The sequence below is a fragment of the Salibaculum sp. genome (assembly GCF_035270045.1).
Lineage (GTDB): Bacteria > Pseudomonadota > Alphaproteobacteria > Rhodobacterales > Rhodobacteraceae > Salibaculum.
The window spans coordinates 12,892-29,488 of sequence record NZ_DATFIP010000040.1; the positions used below are offsets into that span (position 1 = coordinate 12,892).

At 68.8% G+C, this 16,597-nt stretch carries 20 protein-coding genes, 1 tRNA gene and 1 riboswitch; of the genes, 4 read left to right on the top strand and 17 right to left on the bottom strand.

Annotated features, from left to right (window positions below):
* Positions 1-24: 24 nt before the first annotated feature.
* The 12 genes from VJ897_RS06695 to VJ897_RS06750 all read right to left on the bottom strand — a co-directional run bounded on the left by VJ897_RS06695 (position 25) and on the right by VJ897_RS06750 (position 11,535).
* Positions 25-1,317: an O-acetylhomoserine aminocarboxypropyltransferase/cysteine synthase family protein gene (locus VJ897_RS06695; protein WP_324054430.1), complete on the bottom strand. Its 1,293-nt coding sequence runs from the start codon at positions 1,315-1,317 to the stop codon at positions 25-27.
* A gap of 491 nt (positions 1,318-1,808) precedes the next feature.
* A complete protein-coding gene (locus VJ897_RS06700) occupies positions 1,809-2,813 on the bottom strand; it encodes a GT-B fold glycosyltransferase domain-containing protein (RefSeq protein WP_324054432.1) in 1,005 nt (334 codons plus the stop codon).
* Positions 2,814-2,883: 70 nt separating this feature from the next.
* Positions 2,884-3,843 (bottom strand): TonB family protein, encoded by a 960-nt coding sequence (locus VJ897_RS06705; RefSeq protein ID WP_324054434.1) that lies wholly within the window; start codon positions 3,841-3,843, stop codon positions 2,884-2,886.
* A complete protein-coding gene (locus tag VJ897_RS06710) occupies positions 3,840-4,223 on the bottom strand; it encodes an ExbD/TolR family protein (RefSeq protein ID WP_324054435.1) in 384 nt (127 codons plus the stop codon). The genes VJ897_RS06705 and VJ897_RS06710 overlap by 4 nt, the downstream gene beginning before the upstream one ends.
* A 3-nt stretch (positions 4,224-4,226) precedes the next feature.
* On the bottom strand, positions 4,227-4,610 hold the full coding sequence (locus VJ897_RS06715; protein ID WP_324054436.1) for an ExbD/TolR family protein: 384 nt from the start codon (positions 4,608-4,610) through the stop codon (positions 4,227-4,229).
* Entirely contained in the window at positions 4,610-5,251 is a 642-nt protein-coding gene (locus VJ897_RS06720; RefSeq protein ID WP_324054437.1) for a MotA/TolQ/ExbB proton channel family protein, read from the bottom strand. The genes VJ897_RS06715 and VJ897_RS06720 overlap by 1 nt, the downstream gene beginning before the upstream one ends.
* A 21-nt stretch (positions 5,252-5,272) precedes the next feature.
* The gene (locus VJ897_RS06725; RefSeq protein ID WP_324054439.1) at positions 5,273-6,037 is read right to left on the bottom strand and encodes an ABC transporter ATP-binding protein; all 765 of its coding nucleotides are present in this window, start codon (positions 6,035-6,037) and stop codon (positions 5,273-5,275) included.
* Positions 6,034-7,017 carry a FecCD family ABC transporter permease gene (locus tag VJ897_RS06730; RefSeq protein WP_324054440.1) on the bottom strand — a complete coding sequence of 328 codons (984 nt, stop codon included), beginning with the start codon at positions 7,015-7,017 and terminating at the stop codon, positions 6,034-6,036. Before VJ897_RS06730 ends, VJ897_RS06725 begins: the two co-directional genes overlap by 4 nt.
* Positions 7,014-7,892, bottom strand: a complete 879-nt coding sequence (locus tag VJ897_RS06735) for an ABC transporter substrate-binding protein (protein WP_324054442.1) — start codon at positions 7,890-7,892, stop codon at positions 7,014-7,016. The genes VJ897_RS06730 and VJ897_RS06735 overlap by 4 nt, the downstream gene beginning before the upstream one ends.
* Positions 7,879-9,708, bottom strand: a complete 1,830-nt coding sequence (locus VJ897_RS06740) for a TonB-dependent receptor plug domain-containing protein (protein WP_324054444.1) — start codon at positions 9,706-9,708, stop codon at positions 7,879-7,881. The genes VJ897_RS06735 and VJ897_RS06740 overlap by 14 nt, the downstream gene beginning before the upstream one ends.
* 138 nt (positions 9,709-9,846) lie before the next feature.
* A riboswitch (cobalamin riboswitch) is annotated at positions 9,847-10,060 on the bottom strand.
* Between the two features lie 34 nt (positions 10,061-10,094).
* Positions 10,095-11,354, bottom strand: coding sequence for a glycerate kinase type-2 family protein (locus tag VJ897_RS06745; RefSeq protein ID WP_324054446.1), 1,260 nt, complete (start codon positions 11,352-11,354; stop codon positions 10,095-10,097).
* Between the two features lie 97 nt (positions 11,355-11,451).
* Positions 11,452-11,535 (bottom strand) — tRNA-Tyr (locus tag VJ897_RS06750).
* A 106-nt stretch (positions 11,536-11,641) separates the two neighbouring features.
* On the opposite strand from VJ897_RS06750, the gene rlmB reads away from it, so the two are divergent.
* From rlmB to VJ897_RS06765, 3 genes are all read left to right on the top strand, one after another.
* Positions 11,642-12,412 (top strand): 23S rRNA (guanosine(2251)-2'-O)-methyltransferase RlmB, encoded by a 771-nt coding sequence (gene rlmB, locus VJ897_RS06755; RefSeq protein ID WP_324054447.1) that lies wholly within the window; start codon positions 11,642-11,644, stop codon positions 12,410-12,412.
* Positions 12,413-12,421: 9 nt separating this feature from the next.
* Positions 12,422-12,769 (top strand): hypothetical protein, encoded by a 348-nt coding sequence (locus tag VJ897_RS06760; protein ID WP_324054448.1) that lies wholly within the window; start codon positions 12,422-12,424, stop codon positions 12,767-12,769.
* Between the two features lie 199 nt (positions 12,770-12,968).
* Positions 12,969-13,436: a CoA-binding protein gene (locus VJ897_RS06765; protein ID WP_324054449.1), complete on the top strand. Its 468-nt coding sequence runs from the start codon at positions 12,969-12,971 to the stop codon at positions 13,434-13,436.
* 64 nt (positions 13,437-13,500) lie between these two features.
* On the opposite strand, the gene VJ897_RS06770 is transcribed toward VJ897_RS06765, so the two are convergent.
* The 5 genes from VJ897_RS06770 to hisA are packed head-to-tail and all read right to left on the bottom strand — an operon-like array spanning position 13,501 to position 15,872.
* Complete coding sequence (locus VJ897_RS06770) at positions 13,501-13,788, bottom strand: Dabb family protein (protein ID WP_324054450.1); 288 nt, start codon at positions 13,786-13,788, stop codon at positions 13,501-13,503.
* On the bottom strand, positions 13,785-14,087 hold the full coding sequence (locus VJ897_RS06775) for a phosphoribosyl-ATP diphosphatase (protein ID WP_324054451.1): 303 nt from the start codon (positions 14,085-14,087) through the stop codon (positions 13,785-13,787). The genes VJ897_RS06770 and VJ897_RS06775 overlap by 4 nt, the downstream gene beginning before the upstream one ends.
* Positions 14,084-14,845 (bottom strand): imidazole glycerol phosphate synthase subunit HisF, encoded by a 762-nt coding sequence (gene hisF / locus VJ897_RS06780; RefSeq protein ID WP_324054453.1) that lies wholly within the window; start codon positions 14,843-14,845, stop codon positions 14,084-14,086. Before hisF ends, VJ897_RS06775 begins: the two co-directional genes overlap by 4 nt.
* Positions 14,846-14,849: 4 nt before the next feature.
* Positions 14,850-15,149, bottom strand: coding sequence for a hypothetical protein (locus VJ897_RS06785; protein ID WP_324054454.1), 300 nt, complete (start codon positions 15,147-15,149; stop codon positions 14,850-14,852).
* Between the two features lie 3 nt (positions 15,150-15,152).
* Positions 15,153-15,872 carry a 1-(5-phosphoribosyl)-5-[(5-phosphoribosylamino)methylideneamino]imidazole-4-carboxamide isomerase gene (hisA, locus tag VJ897_RS06790; protein ID WP_324054455.1) on the bottom strand — a complete coding sequence of 240 codons (720 nt, stop codon included), beginning with the start codon at positions 15,870-15,872 and terminating at the stop codon, positions 15,153-15,155.
* Between the two features lie 130 nt (positions 15,873-16,002).
* On the opposite strand from hisA, the gene VJ897_RS06795 reads away from it, so the two are divergent.
* Positions 16,003-16,389, top strand: a complete 387-nt coding sequence (locus tag VJ897_RS06795; protein WP_324054456.1) for a DUF2147 domain-containing protein — start codon at positions 16,003-16,005, stop codon at positions 16,387-16,389.
* Positions 16,390-16,597 lie beyond the last annotated feature (208 nt).

The following is a 16,597-nucleotide window of genomic DNA, read 5'->3' on the forward strand; positions in this document are numbered from 1 at the left end:
CCTTCGGCCCCGCCGTCCCTCGGCTCAGGCCGTGGCCTTGTCGAGCGCCTGGTCCAGGTCGGCGATCAGGTCGTCGGCGTCCTCGATCCCGATCGAGAAGCGCACCACGTTCGGGCCGGCCCCCGCGGCCTCTTGCTGCTCGGGGGTAAGTTGCCGGTGCGTGGTCGAAGCCGAGTGGATAATCAACGACCGCGTGTCGCCAAGGTTTGCCACGTGGCTGAAGATCTCGACGGATTCCACCAGCTTGACGCAGGCATCATAGCCGCCCTTGACCGCCACGGTGAAAAGCGCCCCCGCGCCCTTGGGGCACACCTTGGCGACACGGTGGTGATAAGGCGAGCTTGGCAGGCCGGCGAAAGTCACCGCCTCGATCCGGTCGTCCTGTTCCAGCCAGGCCGCGATCTTCTCGGCGTTGGCGACATGACGCTCCATGCGCAGCGAGAGCGTCTCGATCCCCATAAGCGTGTAATGGGCGGCCTGCGGGTTCAAGGTCATGCCAAGGTCGCGAAGGCCCACGGCAATGCCGTGGAAAGTGAAGGCCAGCGGACCGAAGGTCTCGGCGAACTTGAGCCCGTGGTAGGCCGGTTCCGGGTCGCTGAGCGAGGGAAACTTGTCGGAGGCGGTCCAGTCGAAACGCCCCGAGTCGATGATCGCCCCGCCGGTGACCGTGCCATTGCCGGTCAGGAACTTCGTGGTGGAGTGGACGACCAGCGTGGCGCCGTGCTCGATCGGGCGGCACAGGTAGGGCGTGGCGCTGGTGTTGTCGATGATGAGCGGAATACCGGCATCATCGGCAATGTCGGCGATGGCGCGGACGTCCATGATGTAGCCGCCGGGGTTGGCGATGGCCTCGCCAAAGATGGCACGGGTGTCCTCGTCGATGGCCGCCCTGACGGCTTCCTCGTCGTCGAAGTCGACGAACTTGGCCGACCAGCCGAAGCGCTTGATGGTCTGGCTGAACTGCGTGACCGTTCCGCCGTAAAGACGGGTCGAGGCGACCACGTTCTTGCCCGGCCCCATGAGCGGGAAAAGCGCGAGGATCTGTGCCGCGTGGCCCGAGGAACAGCAAACCGCCCCGGCGCCGCCTTCAAGCGCGGCCATGCGTTCCTGCAGGGCGGCGACGGTGGGGTTGGTCAGCCGCGAGTAGATGTAGCCGACCTCCTGAAGGTTGAACAGCGCCGCGGCGTGATCGGCATCGCGGAACACGTAGGCGGTGGTCTGGTAGATCGGCACCTGCCGCGCGCCCGTGGCCGGATCGGGACGCGCCCCGGCATGAACCTGCAGCGTGTCGAAACCATAGGTGGGTTGGTCGGTCATTCCTCGGATCCTCCATTGAGAGATTTGGCCGAACCCTAGGCCGGTTTTCCGGCAGGCTCAACGTGCCGCCGGACAAAGAGGACACATGTTCCGCCAGAGGTCGGGATGCAGGCCATCCGTTCCGGGTCGGGCGGTTGCCGAGAGAAGTGCGTCCGCGCGCTTTCATTCTGCCGGGTGGACACGTGATACGCTGGACCGAACGAGGCGCCTGCGGGGCGCGCACCGGGGGCTCTGCCCCCGTCGGCCATGGGCCGACTCCCCCGCGGTATTCTTGACCCAAGCAAGCACCGTGCCCTCGCCCAGAGGGTCGCCAGGCGCCTTGGACGAGGGGCTTCTTCGGGTGCGGCCATTGGCTCCGCAGCCTGTGCCGCCGTGTGGTTATGGCGCGTTAAGGTTAACGCCGTCCTAATGCTTCTTTGGGGCGAAAATACCGCGGGGGGAGGCGCGCGGAACGCGCGGCGGGGGGCTGGCCCCCCTTGCGCGGGTCGGGGTCAGCGCATCCAGAAGCCTTCCTTCTTGATGCGGTTGCGCAGTTTGCGTTCCGGTTTCGGCAGATTGTCCTGGTCGAAGAGCGCGCGTACCTTCTGGCCCCGGCCCTGGTAGATCATCCGCTTGAACGGGTCGTGTTGCTTGAGCAGTTTCTTTACCTTGTTGGGGGCGCTGACCTGTTCCAGCACCTGCACCACGTGGTCGCTTTCCCGGGCATAAAGCAGCGGCAGCAGGCGGTAGTGGCAGGTCAGATCTCCGTCCAGACCATCGAGGTCCGGGCCGGGCCGGCCGCCGCCGAAACTGTGGATCACCAGGGGCAGCGCCACCTGGTCCAGCCAGGGGTCGAGCGATTGCAGCACCAGTTCGTCGGGCGGGGCATCGCGGATATCGACGGCCCAGTCGCGCCAGCGGGTGCCGAAGGCCGGGGCGTCCGGGCCGATCACCCATCCGGCGTTGAAGTAGAGGTAGCGTTGCCAGTATTCGTCGGGCTGGTCGGTATCCAGGGTGTCCGCGAAGCCCTCCAACCCGAACTTGTCGTAAAGGGATTTCCAGGTGGCCGTGTACCCGGGCCAGTAGAGCTCTTGCTCGGGCCAGGTGCCCGTGCGGCGCATGGAGGCGGCGGGGCGGTCGAAGTCCGGCGCCAGCCGCGACAGGTCGCCGGTGATCAGCGTGTCACTGTCAAGAAACAGAAAGGGCCGCCCCCCGGGCATGGCGCAAAGGGCCTCGATCTTGTTGCCGTGGGGGTAGGCGTGGCCGAAGGCGGTGTTCTCGAAGGGCAGGAGCGTGGCGCCATTCTCCGTGAGCGCGGTGCGTACATCGCCGGTCATGGTCGGATCGTTGGGCCAGAGCGGGCCGGGTTGGGGCTCGGCCACGTAGACCTTGCCCGGGAAATCCGGCGCCATCGCCCTGAGGGACGCGACCAGCAGCAGCGCCTCGTATTGCAGGCGGCCGCGCTGTGCAACAAGCACGATATCGAAGTCTGTCGCCCTGTCCGCCCCGTTGGTCATGACTGTCTTGTCCGCTGCCCGTTCGCCGGCACTATAGGGTCCGCCGGGGGGCCGCGAAAGGCCTCCCGGATCAGGGCTGATACGACAGGGGCACGGTGAAGCTGTGCGGCCCGGTGCCCAGTGCATCGGGAGCGCTCGGGTAGCGTGCCGCGCGGACGGCATCAAGGGCGGCGTTGTCCAGATTCGCGTCACCGGAACTGCTGGCCACGCCCAGAGCCGTCAACCGCCCGGCGCCTGTCAGGGTCAGGCGGACGCGGACGGTTCCGCTGGCCCGCGTGCCGCGCGGATAGGATTTGCGGCGCTCGATGGCCCTGTGCACACCGCTGCCCCATTGCGCCATCAGGCGGCGGCTCGTGGCGCGGTCCGGCCCCTGGCTGACCTGCGTGGCGGCCGGGCCAGCGGTTTCGCCGCTGCCGATTTCGGCGGCGGCCTGGGCCGGCTGCGCAGGTCTGGATTGGGCCGGCGCGGGGGGGCGCGCGGCGGGGCGGGGCGTGCGGTCGGGCGCCAGGGCGCTGTCGCTCGGCGGCGGAGGTGTCGTGTCGAGACGCGGCGGGGCGGGCGAATCCGGCCGAACCGGCTGCGCGAGGGCGGCTGGGCGGGCCGTTTCGGCAGGGGGCCCGGCTTGCGCCGTGGCCGTGGGCGCTGCGTCGATGTCGGGCACCGGCAGGGCCGGCGCGGCGGTATTGGTTCGCGCCGGGGCCGGCACATGCTGCGGTACGCGCGGCGGCGGCGCGGCGGCTGTCGTGACCGGGCGGTCGGGGCGGGCTGCCGGCCGGGCCTGTGCTTCTGGTGCGGGGCGTGTCGGGGTCTCGCCCGTGGTCGGGGCCCTCATGGCCGGGGCATTTTCGGCGGGCGCGGGCCGGGTCTCCCAGTGTTCGACCAGTGCGGTCGGGGCGCTGGCTGCAAGGGTGACGCGGTCCTGGCCCGCCGTGCCCCCGCCCGCGCGGCCCGACGGGTCGAGCGCGGGCACGATGGCCAAGTGTGCCGCCGTGGCCACGCCCAGGAAAAGGAGAAAGTCGGCCCGTATCATTCGCGCACCACCAGTTCCACGGCCCGTTCGGGGTTAAGGCGGGACAGGATCGCCGCCAGCCGGGTCGCTGGCAGGGCGGCATCGGCCGCAACGGTCAGCGGCACCTCGGCGGGCAGCGCCGCAAGCGCGGGCCAGACCGCGGCGCCGCGCAAACCGTCGAAGGCCGGCTCTCCGGCTGCCGTGATCCACAACATGGCATCGCCTTCGGCCAGGGCCTGCGGATTCGCTTCCGGCGGCGATACCTCGACTGGCGGGGCGGGTGCGATGCGCGAGGTCATCATGAAGAAGATCAGCAGCAGGAAGACCACGTTTATCATGGGCACGATGGCGCCATCGCGGCTCAGGTGGCGGGGGCGTCGGATGGGGGCGGTGAACTGCATGGATCACTCCTCGACCAGGGACAGCCGCGTGAAGCCCGCGGCCTCCAGCGCGGTCATGACCTGCACCAGGCGTTGCAGGTCGGCCGCGGCAGCAGGGCGCAGGACGATCATGTCCGAGGGTGCCCGCGTCAGCTCGGCCAGCGCGCCGGCCAGCGCGTCCAGCGTGATCGTTTGACCGTTCAGGCGCAGGTCGTCCGGGGCGATCCGCACGAGGCGCGGCGGGCCGGTATAGGCCGATGCCCCGCCACCGCCGGACCGCAGGGACAGGCTGTGGTCGCGGGTAAACTGCGCCGTCAGCATGAAGAAGATCAGCAACAGGAAAACAACGTCGATCATCGGCGTCAGACTGGGGCGGCGCGGCGCCCTGTCGCGGGCGAAGGAAAACATCAGGCCGCACCCTCCGCCCGGTCCGCCTGGGCATGGATCACCAGCCGGGTCGCGTGGTCCTCCATGTCGTGGCGGACGGAGTCCGCCACGCTCTCGAACCAGGATTGGGCAACCGTCGCGGGGATCGCCACGGCCATGCCGGCCGCGGTGGTCAGAAGCGCCTCCCAGATGCCGCCGGCCAGCACGCCGGCGTCGGCCTGCGCGCCGCTTTCCTGCAGGGCCTGGAAGGCCTCGATCATGCCCAGAACGGTGCCCAGCAGGCCCACCAGGGGCGCGATGGTCGCGATCAGCTCGAGCGGGCGCAGGCCGCCGCGCAGCTCGGCCAGGGCCCGCTGGGCGAGGCGGGTGATTTCCTCGCGCGCGGCTTCCGGGGCGAAGGCGCCGCTTTGCAGCACCTGCCAGCTGTCGGTCACGAATTGCAGGCGAACGGTGCGGGGCGGGTCGGGCAGGGCCGCGGCCTGTCCCGCGCAGAGTCGCACGACCAGCGCCTCGGCCCGGCCCCCGGTCCAGGCCCCGGCCAGCGACAGCCGCCAGACTTTCCACAGCACCAGCGCCAGCGTCAGCACCGACAAAGCCGCGATGAGCCACAGGGCCGGTCCCCCGCGGATCAGCATACCTGCCAGTGCGTTCAGATCGCTCATGCCCGGTCCCTCTCCATCGTTTCAGTCCATCCCCACCACGTCGAGCGGCTGGAAGATCGGCCCGGCCTCGGTCTGTGCGAAATGCGCGATAATGTTGAAATGTTCGGTCAGATTGTCTGGCGTGAGAACGTCGCCGGGCGCGCCATCGGCGACAAGCCGGCCCCCGCCCAGCAGCATCAGCCGGGTGCAGTGCCGCGCTGCGAGGCCCAGGTCATGGATCGAGACCACGGCCGACCGCCCGGCCACGGCCAGCCCGGCAAAGAGCCGCATGGTCTGGATCTGGTGGGCGGGGTCCAGCCCGGCGATGGGCTCATCCGCCAGGACCAGCGGCGTGTCCTGCGCCAGCGTCCGGGCGATCAGGACGCGGGCCAATTCGCCCCCGGACAAGTCGGTCGCGGTGCGATGGCGAAAATCTTCCAGCCCCATGTCGGCGATGGCGCCGTCGATCGCCGCGCGATCCGTCCGGCCGATCGGCTGCCCCGCCCCCAGATGCGGCAGGCGGCCCAGCGAAACAAGGCGTTCCACGCTGACCGGCCAGGCGACCTCGCGGGCCTGGGGCATCCATGCGGCCTGTCGCGCGCGCGCCCGTTGGGGCAGGGTGGCCAGGCTGCTGTGACCCGCGGCGGGCAATAGGCCCAGCACGGCGCGCAGCAGTGTCGTCTTGCCCGCGCCATTGGACCCGATCAGGCCGATCAGTTCGCCCTTGCCGATGGAAAAGCTCACGTCGCGCAGGATCATGTGCTTGCCACGCTCCATTGTCAGGCCCGAGACACTGAGCAAGGTCATGCCATCTGCCTCCGGGTCTTGTAGATCAGGTGCAGGAACAGCGGTGCCCCGACCAGCGCGGTGACCACGCCCAGCTTGAGGTCCTTGGTGGGCAGCACCACGCGCACCAGGATATCGGCGGCCAGCAGCATCGCCGCCCCGCCAAGCGCCGAGGCCCAGAGCAGGGCGCCGGGCCGCGCCCCCACAAAGGGGCGCAGCAGGTGCGGCACGACAAGGCCGACAAAACCGATGGTGCCCGCCACGGCCGTCGAGGCGCCGACCACGGCCGCCGTGCCCGCCACAAGGGTCAGTCGCAGCCGGGTCAGGTCGACGCCGAGTGCCTGTGCGGCGTCCTCGCCCAGGGTCAGTGCGTCCAGACCCCGTGTCAGCGTGGCCAACAGCGCCAGCCCCAGAGCGATCAGGGGCAGCGCCAGCCAGACATGATCCATGGACCGATCGGCCAGCGAGCCCATCATCCAGAACACGATTTCCGAGGCGGCGAAGGGATTGGGCGACAGGTTCAGCACCAGCGAGGTCAGCGCGCCTGCCAGAGACGACACCACGATCCCCGCCAGGATCAGCGTGATCGAGGCCCCGCGCGGCCCGGCCAGAGCCAGCACCAGCAACACGCCCAGCACCGCGCCGGCCAATGCCGCCAGCGGCAGGCCAAAGGCAAAGGCCGCGGCCAGCCCGGTCTGGATCGCCAGCACCGCGCCCAGGGCGGCCGAGGCCGACACCCCGATCAGGCCCGGATCGGCCAGCGGGTTGCGCAGGTAGCCCTGCATCGCCGCGCCCGCCATGCCGAGGCTTGCGCCGATGACCAGCGCCAGGATGGCGCGGGGCAAGCGAATTTCGCGCATCACCAGCGTCAGCGGCGTGCCGTCATCGACGAAGAGGGCGGCGAGGCTGTCGCCATAGGGCGCATTGGCCGGGCCGATGACCAGAGCGGCGGCAACAAGTGCCAGCACGAGCGCCGAAAGGGCCAGCATCAGCCGGCTCATCGGCGTGCCCCGGTCGCGGCCAGCCGGGCGTTCGACAACCGCGCGATGGCGTCCAGAACCAGCGGCGTGCCGCAGGACCAGTCCTGGTCGCTGACGATGCCGCGCATGCTGTCGCGTTTCAGATGCGCCACGACGGGGTGGTCGAGGATTTCCTCGGCCCGCGAGTCGGCGGGGTAGGACTGGCCGGTGATGACCGCGTCCGGGTCGGACATTGCCAGCAGTTCCAGTGGCAGGAATCCGCCCCAGGCCAGGCCGAAGTCGTCGGCAACCAGGTCGAACCCGGCGGCGGTCACGATCTGGCCCGGGAGGGTCCGGCCGCCCGAGGACCAGCCGTTGGCGGAATAGAGCGCGGCGCTGGGCCGGTCGCCCTCGGGCGGGGCCTGCGTGGCGAGTTCGGCCAGCCGGGCATCGAAACGGGCCACCATGCGGGCGGCGGCGTCTTCGCGGTGCAGCACCTCGCCCATGCGTCGCAGCCGGTCGCTGATATCGGCAAGGCTGCCCGCCGGCTCGAAGACGGCGACGGGCACGTCGAGGCGGCGCAGCATGTCCAGCGTCGTGCGGTCCGAGAAAGAGCCCGCGATCACCAGGTCCGGGGCCATCAGGTAGATTTCCTCGGCCAGCCCGCGATTGGGCACGTACTGCCGGGCCTGTTCGACCAGCGCCGAGCCGCGGGCCTGCTGCGACAGGTAGGAGACCGAATGCAACTGGCCCTCGTCGGCCAGCATCATCGCCAGCTGGTCGGTGCACAGGTTCATCGAGACGACACGCTCCGGCGGGGTGGCGGGCACACCCGTATCCGCCCCGTCCTGCGCGCCTGCGGGGGCGGCGGCCAGCACCGCCCCCAGCGCAAGGGTTATGACCCTAGAATTGCGCACGCAGCCCCACGTAGACCGCCCGATCGGAGGTGCCGTAGCCCGCCTGGGTCTGGTATTCCGCGTCCAGCAGGTTGTCGACGCGCAGGTAGGCCTCGGCCCCGTCGCCCAGCGCGTAGCCGACCTTGGCATTCACGACCGAGTAGTCATCGAGGCTGGGTCGGTCCATCGCGCCTTGCAGGCTGACGCTGCCCGCGACCCGCTCGGTGATGTCGCCCGACAGCGTGGCCGATATATCATGTGTCGGGAACTCCAGGTTCCAGGCGTTGCCACCGCTGAGCGGGGGGTTGTCGCCCTCGGTGTAGGTATAACTGGCGTCCAGGCGCATGGCATCGCTCAGCGGCAGGCCCAGCTCCAGTTCCACGCCCTGCCGCATGACGGTGCCCGGCACGTTCGCATAGCTGGTGGTGTAGTCGATCAGGTTCTCGGTTTCATTGTAGAACAGAGTGGCGCGCAGGTAACTGTCTTCGCCCAGCCGCCGTTCAATGCCCAGATCCAGTGAACTGCTCTCCTCGGGTTCAAGATCCGGGTTCCCGACGAAGGGCCCGTAAAGCTCGTAGAGCGAGGGAGCGCGGAACGCGGTCGCCGCCGAAGCGCGGACCACATAGTCTGGTGCGGGACGCCAGGAGGCGGCCAGACGCCCCGTGGTGAAGGTGCCGAATTGCGAATGCTCGTCGAGGCGCAGGGTGCCGACCAGGTCGAGGTTGCCCGACGGGGCATAGGCCAATTCGGCGAAGGTGCCGACCAGCTCGGCTTCGCCCGACCCCGGTCCGTAGTCGCCGGACTGGTCGTAGCTCTCGCGGGTGGCATCTGCGCCGAAGCGTAGGTTGATGGCATCGTTCAGGGACATCTTGCCCAGGTAGGACAGGCCGATGCGACGCCCCTCGTAAAGATTGTCGGCGCCAAAGCCGCCGCTGCTGCCTTCGGTGTCGCGGTCGATGGCGTAGTAGGTGACGGCGACTTCGCTGTCGATCGTGCCGGTGGGCAGTTGTGCCATGGCGCGCAGGCCCAGCGCAGTGTTGTCTGTCGTCTCGTCCGGCGAGCCGTCGGCCAGCGGGAAGCCCTCGTCGAATTCCCCGTGGGAATCTTCGTAAAAGCCGTTGACCTCGACCCGTCCGCCCCCGGCCAGGTCGCGGCCCAGGGCAAAGCTCAGACGGTTGGCGCGGTAGCCGTCGGCCTCGTCGTTGCCGTCGTTCTCGTCAGCGGCGGAAAAGCCGTCGGTCCAGATCGAGGACAGCGTCAGCGCGTAGTCCATGTCGCCCTGCTTCATGGTCAACCCGTAACTGGCCGCGAGGGTGTTGTAGCTGCCCAGTTCGATGGACGCGCTGGTGGTCAGGCCTTCCTCGGTGGCGCGGCGGGTGGTGATGTTGACGACCCCGCCGATGGATTCGGACCCGTAAAGCGCGCCCTGGTTGCCGCGCAGGATCTCGATGCGGCTGACGTCGGCGGTGCGCAGGCTTCCGAAGTCATAGGCCACCTGCGGCCCCGAGGTATCGGTGACGTCGATGCCGTCGACCAGCACGCGCACGTAGTTCTGCCCGGCGCCGCGAATGGAGATCGAGGAAGTCGTTCCAACCGGGCCGCGGGCGCGGATATCGACACCCGGCAGGCGGGAGATGTAGTCGATCACGCGGGCCTCGCCGCTTTCTTCGAGGTCCTCGCGGGTCACGACGCTGGCGGTGGCGCCGATGCGTTCCAGCGTGGTCTCGTCAAGGTTGCCGCTAACGATGATCTCGTCCAGCTCGAAGGCCTGTTGCGCGGCGAGTGGCGTGGACAGGGCGAAAAGGGCGGTCGTCGCCCACAGGGTTTGTCTGGTCATGGTCATCCCAATCAGGTTTCGGGCCGGGTTCGGCCCTGCTTCTTGTCTTGTGATCGGGGGAGATCGCACTCCTCCCGCGCACGGCTAAAGATGCCACCACGACGGAAGGTCCGTTATCCACGGCGCGCCCCGCGCCCGGATAGGGTGATCGCTTCGGCAGGTCTCCTGACTTGCGGGTCGTCGCTTTGCCGGGCCTTCCCCCGGGCGCGTGGGCCCGAAGTGGCATATGCCGGCATCGCTCTCCGCTCACAGTTGCGGGGGCAGTCGCGGATTTGGCCATCTGCATGACCGCACCGCAGTTCCCTATTACCCGGACGGCGTGCCGCCCGAGACCGAAGCAATCTCGTGGATATAGCCCGCTCGCGTCTCTGTAAAGGGGGCAGGCTTTACCGGATCAGCAGGGCGCGGAAATCATTGACATTGGTCAGGGTGGGGCCTGTCACCACCTGGTCACCCAGCGCGGCGAAGAACCCGTGCGAGTCGTTGCGCGCCAGCGCAGCCCCCGGGTCGAGCCCTGCCGCGCGTGCCCGGGCCAGCGTGTCGGGAAAGACCTGCGCGCCCGCGACCTCGGCGCCGCCATCGACCCCGTCGGTATCGCAGGCCAGGGCATGGATGCCCGGCGCGCCCCGCAGTGCGAGCGCCAGCGCCAGCGCATATTCGGCGTTCGGTCCGCCCGAACCGTCGCCGTGCCGCGTCACGGTCAGTTCACCCCCCGAAAGGATCAGCAGGGGCCGGTCACCTGTGCGATCACGTCGGGCTTTCAACGCCCGGGCTGCATGGTCCGCCGCAATCCTGCACGCCTCTCCCTCGATCGCGTCGCCCAGTAGACGCACCTCGATGCCCTCGGCGCGGGCCAGGTTCGCCGCCGCGGCCAGCGATTGCGAGGGCGCCGCGATCACCTTGTTTTCGACCCGCGCCAGTCGCCTGTCCCCGGGCGGCACCGGCGCGCCGCCCCGGGCCAGATGCGCGGCCACCGCCGGGGGTGGCGTCACGTTCCAGCGCGCCAGGATCTCGGCCGCCCGGGCTGCGTCGCCCGCATCCCCCACGGTGGGCCCGCTTGCTATGTCGCCCGGCGCGTCGCCGGGCACGTCCGAGATCATAAGAGCCAGCATCCGCGCCGGATGGGCCGCCGCCGCCAGCCGCCCGCCCTTGACCGCCGAGAGCTGCTTGCGCACGCCGTTGACCTCGGAAATCGGGGCGCCGCTGGCCAGCAGATCACGCGAGACCGCCTGCTTGTCGGCGAGCGTCAGCCCCGCGACGGGGGCACAGAGCAGGGCCGAGCCACCGCCGGATATGAGCGCCAGCACAAAATCTCCCGTGCCCAGCCCGCTGACGAGGTCCAGCATGCGCCGGGTCGCCGCCACGCCGGCGAAATCGGGCACTGGATGCGCGGCCTCGACGATCTCGATCCCCGCGCAGGGACGGGCATAGCCGTACCGGGTAATAACCAGCCCCTCGCAAGGGCCCCACGCGGCCTCGACCGCCTCGGCCATCCGCGCGCTCGCCTTGCCCGCGCAGATGACAACGACCCGCCCCTTCGGTTTGGGTGGCAAGTGGCCGGCCAGTATGCGTATCGGGTCGGCCACCTCGACCGCGCGGTCGAACAAGCGGCGCAAAAGGCCCGGCTCTGACTTGCTGTCCTCCATTTCATTGGTATTGCGCAAATCGCCGCGTGCATAAAGCCCAGCGCTTGCATCCGTAGGTGCAAGATCATCGCGGGATCTGGTCAAATGGGGAGGGGAATGGTGGGCGACCCAGGAATCGAACCTGGCATGGGTCTCCCCGGCGGAGTTACAGTCCGCTGCCGCACCTTGCAGCTCGTCGCCCGACGCTGCGGGGGATAGCCGCGAGGCATTGGGGCGTCAACACCATTTTGGCGCAGGCTCTTGCGGATTTGCGCTGCCCATCCCATGACGGGCCAAAGGAGAACGCCATGAAGAAACCCAAGTGGGTTGTCGAGAAAGAGCAGGCCCGCCGCAAGGCGGGTGCCGATACCGTCTGGCTGTTCGGACTGCACGCAGTGCGCGACGCGCTGATGAATCCCGCGCGCGAGAAGCTGCGCCTGGTGGTCACCAAGAACGCGCTCGACCGGCTGGGTGACGCGGTGGCCCAAGGACCTGCTCCCGAGATGAGCGACCCGCGCAGGTTCGCCGCCCCCATCGACCCGCAATCGGTGCACCAGGGCGCGGCGCTGGAGGTCAGGCCCCTGGACTGGGGGGCGCTGGCCGAGGCCTGTTATCCGAAGGGGGCGGCGCGCGTGGTGCTTCTGGACCGCGTGACCGATCCGCACAACGTCGGCGCGATCCTGCGCTCGGCCGAGGTCTTCGGTGCCCGGGCCGTGATCGCCGTGCAGCGCCACTCGGCCCCCGAAACCGGTGCGCTGGCCAAGACAGCCTCGGGGGCGCTGGAGCGACAGCCCTACCTGCGGGTGCGCAACCTTGCCACTGCCATGGAAGAGCTCAAGTCCATGGGCTACCTCGTGCTGGGCCTGGCCGGCGAGGCCGAGGAAACTGTCGAATCGGTCATCTCGGGGCAGGCCGACCGCCCCGTGGCCCTGGTGCTGGGCGCCGAGGGGCCGGGGCTGCGCGAGAAAACCCGCGCGACCTGCGACAAACTGGTGAAAATTCCCGTCGCCGGGGATTTCGGCTCTCTCAATGTCTCCAACGCGGCGGCGGTCGCCCTATATGCATCCCAGGATCGCTGAGGAGAGGTCATGCCCGCCGAGAAGATCGCCACCTGCTGTTATTGCGGGACCCGCGCCGCGCTGGTCCTGACCGGGCGCGAGCGGCATGAACTGGCCTGTTCGCGCTGCGGCGCGCCATTGCATGACCTGAAGCAGATGCCCGGCAAGCGCAGGGATGCCGGGCCTGGCACGGGCCGGCGCGGGGCAGGTGCGCCACGCGCGACGCCCGCCCGCCCTGCCCCGAAACCGGCGCACCCGAAGGCCGGGTGGGAAAACACGGGGCGGCCGCGGCGCAAGACACGCAAGGGCAAGGGCCGCAAGCGGATGAAGAAGATCTTCGAGGAGCTGTTCGACCTTGTCGAGGACATCATCGACTGACCGCGCGCCCCGCGTTCGTTGCCTGTTCACGTTTTCCTGAGCGCCACTTTTCCGCGCCGGGCAGGTTCCTATTTCATGAACAGGGGCAAGAGCGCGGAACGCCTTGCCTCCATCACTGTCCCTCGTTCCGTACCTGACGCGCCCGGGGTTTCGACCTTGGGCGCTTTTTTCCTGGCTCGCGCAAGGGTAGCCTCGCCCCATGAGCTACAGCGACTCGCATCTGCGCGACATCCTTGAGCGCACCCGCACCGTTGCACTGGTCGGCGTCAGCGCCAATCCGGTGCGTCCATCCTATTTCGTGGCCCGCTACCTCGGCCTTAAGGGGTATCGCGTGATACCGGTCAATCCGGGCCTGGCGGGTCAGGAGCTGCTGGGCGAGACGGTCCGTGCCAGCCTGTCCGATGTGCCCGACGACGTGGAGATGGTCGACATCTTCCGCCGTCCGGACGCGGTGCCGCCCATCGTGGACGAGGCACTGGCGCGCTGGCCGGACCTGCAGACGATCTGGATGCAGATCGGGGTCGTGCACGAGGCCGCGGCCGCCCGGGCCGAGGCCCGCGGCGTCGACGTTGTCATGGATCTGTGCCCCAAGATGGAATACCAGCGCTTGTGCGGCGAGCTGTCGCGCGGCGGAATCAATACCGGGCGCATCTCGTCGAAGCTTTAGGCCCGCTGCACCTCTTCGCCGGCGGCCGGGTCACCCGGGGATGTTCGTTGTCCGGGGAAACGGGTCAGGAGGCGATATCGGCGGCCAAGCGCAACTCGCGCAACGGGCGGACCACGTCTATGCAGTTCTGATAGGTCGGATGCGCCTTGTAGCGCGCCAGTGCAGCTTCATCCGCGAACTCGGCATAGACCACAACGTCGACCGCGCCGCCGGTCAAGGCATCGGCATTGAGCGACTGGCGCACCTCGAATGTCTCGTGCTCGGGGATCGTGGCAAGCATGGTCAGCCCCTCCTCGATCTTCTGCACGTCTTCGGGGGCCTTGGCGGAAAAGAACACGATATGACGTATCATCGGCGGGCCTTCTCTTCGATCCCGCCTTGCATCTGGCGGCTGGCGAGTTCCGTTTCAATATCCGAAAGTGTCACACCGCGCGCGGCGCACATGACCAGCAGGTGATAGAGCGCATCGGCAGCCTCGGACGTCAGCCTCGCGGGGTCGTCTTTCACGGCCTCTATGATGGCCTCCACCGATTCCTCGCCGAATTTCTCGGCGGCCTTGTCTGGGTCGGCCAGCAGGCGGGCGGTCCAGCTGGTGTCCGGGTCGGCGCCTGCGCGGGCGGCGATGGTGGCGGCAAGGTCTGTCAGGCTCATGTCAGTCTCATGGGGATGCCGGCGGCGGCCATGTGGGCCTTGGCCTGTGCGATCGTGTAGGTGCCGAAATGAAAGATCGAGGCGGCGAGCACGGCACTGGCATGCCCGTCGGTGACACCTTCGACCAGGTGATCCAGTGTGCCGACGCCGCCCGAGGCGATCACGGGAATGTCGACCGCGTCGGATATGGCGCGCGTGAGGGGCAGGTTGAACCCTGCCCGGGTGCCGTCGCGGTCCATCGAGGTCAGCAGGATTTCCCCGGCGCCCTTTTCAGCCACCGTTGTGGCGAATTCCACGGCATCAATCCCGGTGGGCTTGCGCCCGCCGTGGGTAAAAATCTCCCAGCGGCCCGGTCCGACTGTCTTGGCGTCGATGGCGCAGACGATGCACTGGCTGCCAAAGCGCAACGCGGCCTCGGTCAGCACATCGGGGTCGGCGACGGCAGCCGAGTTGAACGACACCTTGTCAGCGCCGGCCAACAGCAGCTTGCGCACGTCCTCGTGGCTGCGCACGCCGCCGCCGATCGTCAGTGGCATGAAGACCTGTTCCGCGGTGCGCGTGGCCAGGTCGTATAGAGTGCCGCGGTTTTCGTGGGTGGCATGGATGTCGAGAAAGCATAGCTCGTCCGCGCCGGCGGCGTCATAGGCGCGGGCGGCATCCACCGGGTCGCCGGCATCGCGCAGGTCCACGAAGTTGACGCCCTTGACCACGCGGCCATCGGCGACATCGAGACAGGGAATGATGCGGGTCTTGAGCATGGTGTTACCGGTGTTGCGCGCGGCGTGTCCGTGCGCGTCTTATGCCCCAGCCGGCCAGCAGAAGAAAGAACCCGATCAGCGACAGCCCCAGCCCGGCCGGGATCGCCCAGAGCAGGCCATAGGCCCGCGCCAGCAGATCGCCTGCGGGGTGTCCCAGCACCAGGCAGGCGCCGGTGCTGCCCGCTTCGTTGACCGAACAGCCCGGCAGCAGGCCGGCAAGGGTGCCTGCCGTCAGTGGCAGGGCAAGCGGGGCCAGCCCGAGCATCAGCGCGAGCAGGCCGCAAAGGCGCAGGACACGATCCAAGGCTCAGCCCTTGACCAGGGCAAGGGCCCGGGGCAGGTCGATGGCCCCGTCATAGAGCGCCCGCCCCGAAATTGCGCCCGCGATCAGGCCGTTGGCCTTGAGCGCGGCCAGGTCGTCGAGCGACGAGACACCACCCGAGGCGATCACCGGGATGGAAACGGCGCGGGCCAGGGCCTCGGTCGCGGCAGTGTTGGGCCCGCCCATGGCGCCATCCCGGTTGATATCGGTGTAGATCAGCGCGGCCACACCGGCATCCTCGAAGGACTTCGCCAGGTCGGTGGCCTGCACGTTCGTTGCCTCGGCCCAGCCCTTGGTGGCGACAAGGCCGTCCCGCGCGTCGATGCCCACGGCCACGCGCCCGGGAAAGGCACGGGCGGCCGCGCGCACGAGCCCGGGGTCTTCAACGGCCACGGTGCCCAGGATCACGCGCTCCAGCCCCTTGTTCAGCCACATCTCGATGGTGGCCATGTCGCGGATGCCGCCACCCAGCTGGGCGGGAACCTTGCATTGGGTCAGGATCGCCTCGACCGGGGCGGCGTTCACGGGTTCGCCCGCGAAGGCGCCGTTCAGGTCCACCAGGTGCAGCCATTCGCAGCCCGCCTCGACGAAGGCGCGGGCCTGGGCGGCGGGGTCCTCGTTGAAAACGGTGGATTTCTCCATGTCGCCGCGCAGCAGACGCACGGCGTTGCCATCCTTCAGGTCAATGGCGGGGTAGAGGATCATCAGCACGACTCCACTGGCGTTTTCGTCCCTTTGCACCATGCCCCCCCGGGATGCAACGCGACCCGACGTCAGGCTTGATCGGCGGGGGAGCGGCGCACAGGCTGCGCGGCAGTTTCCGGGAGGACGCGCAATGAAGAAAATTTTGACAATGGTCGCCGCGATGCTGGGCCTGGCCACGACGGCCGCCGCCGATCCCGCCGAGGGGGTCTGGCAGACCCAGGTGGACGATGGGGCCTATGCCCATGTGACCATCTCGACCTGCGGCAATGCCGTCTGCGGCACGATCGGCCGCACTTTCGAGTCCGATGGTGAATACGAGTCCGAAAATATCGGCCGCCAGATCGTCATCGACATGGTGCCGCAGGGCGATGGCAGCTACGAGGGCCGAGTCTGGCGACCGTCGAACGACAAGATCTACATCGGCAAGATGGACCTGGAGGGCGACCGGCTGCGACTGCGTGGCTGCGTGCTGGGCGGACTGATCTGCTCCAGCCAGACCTGGGCGCGCATCCAGTAGGCGGATTACGTTCCGGCCGGGCAGGGACGAGTCGGCAGGGACGCGTCGCACAGCATGGCGACATACAAAAAAGCGGTGACGCCGGGAGGAGGAGGGCGCCACCGCTTCTTCGTCTCGCGCCCGGCCTAGGGAGGAGGAGGGCCGACCGCGTCGATCTTGGGCGAAGCTGCGGCGATGCCAGGGAGGAGGAGAGGCATCGCCGCGTCTT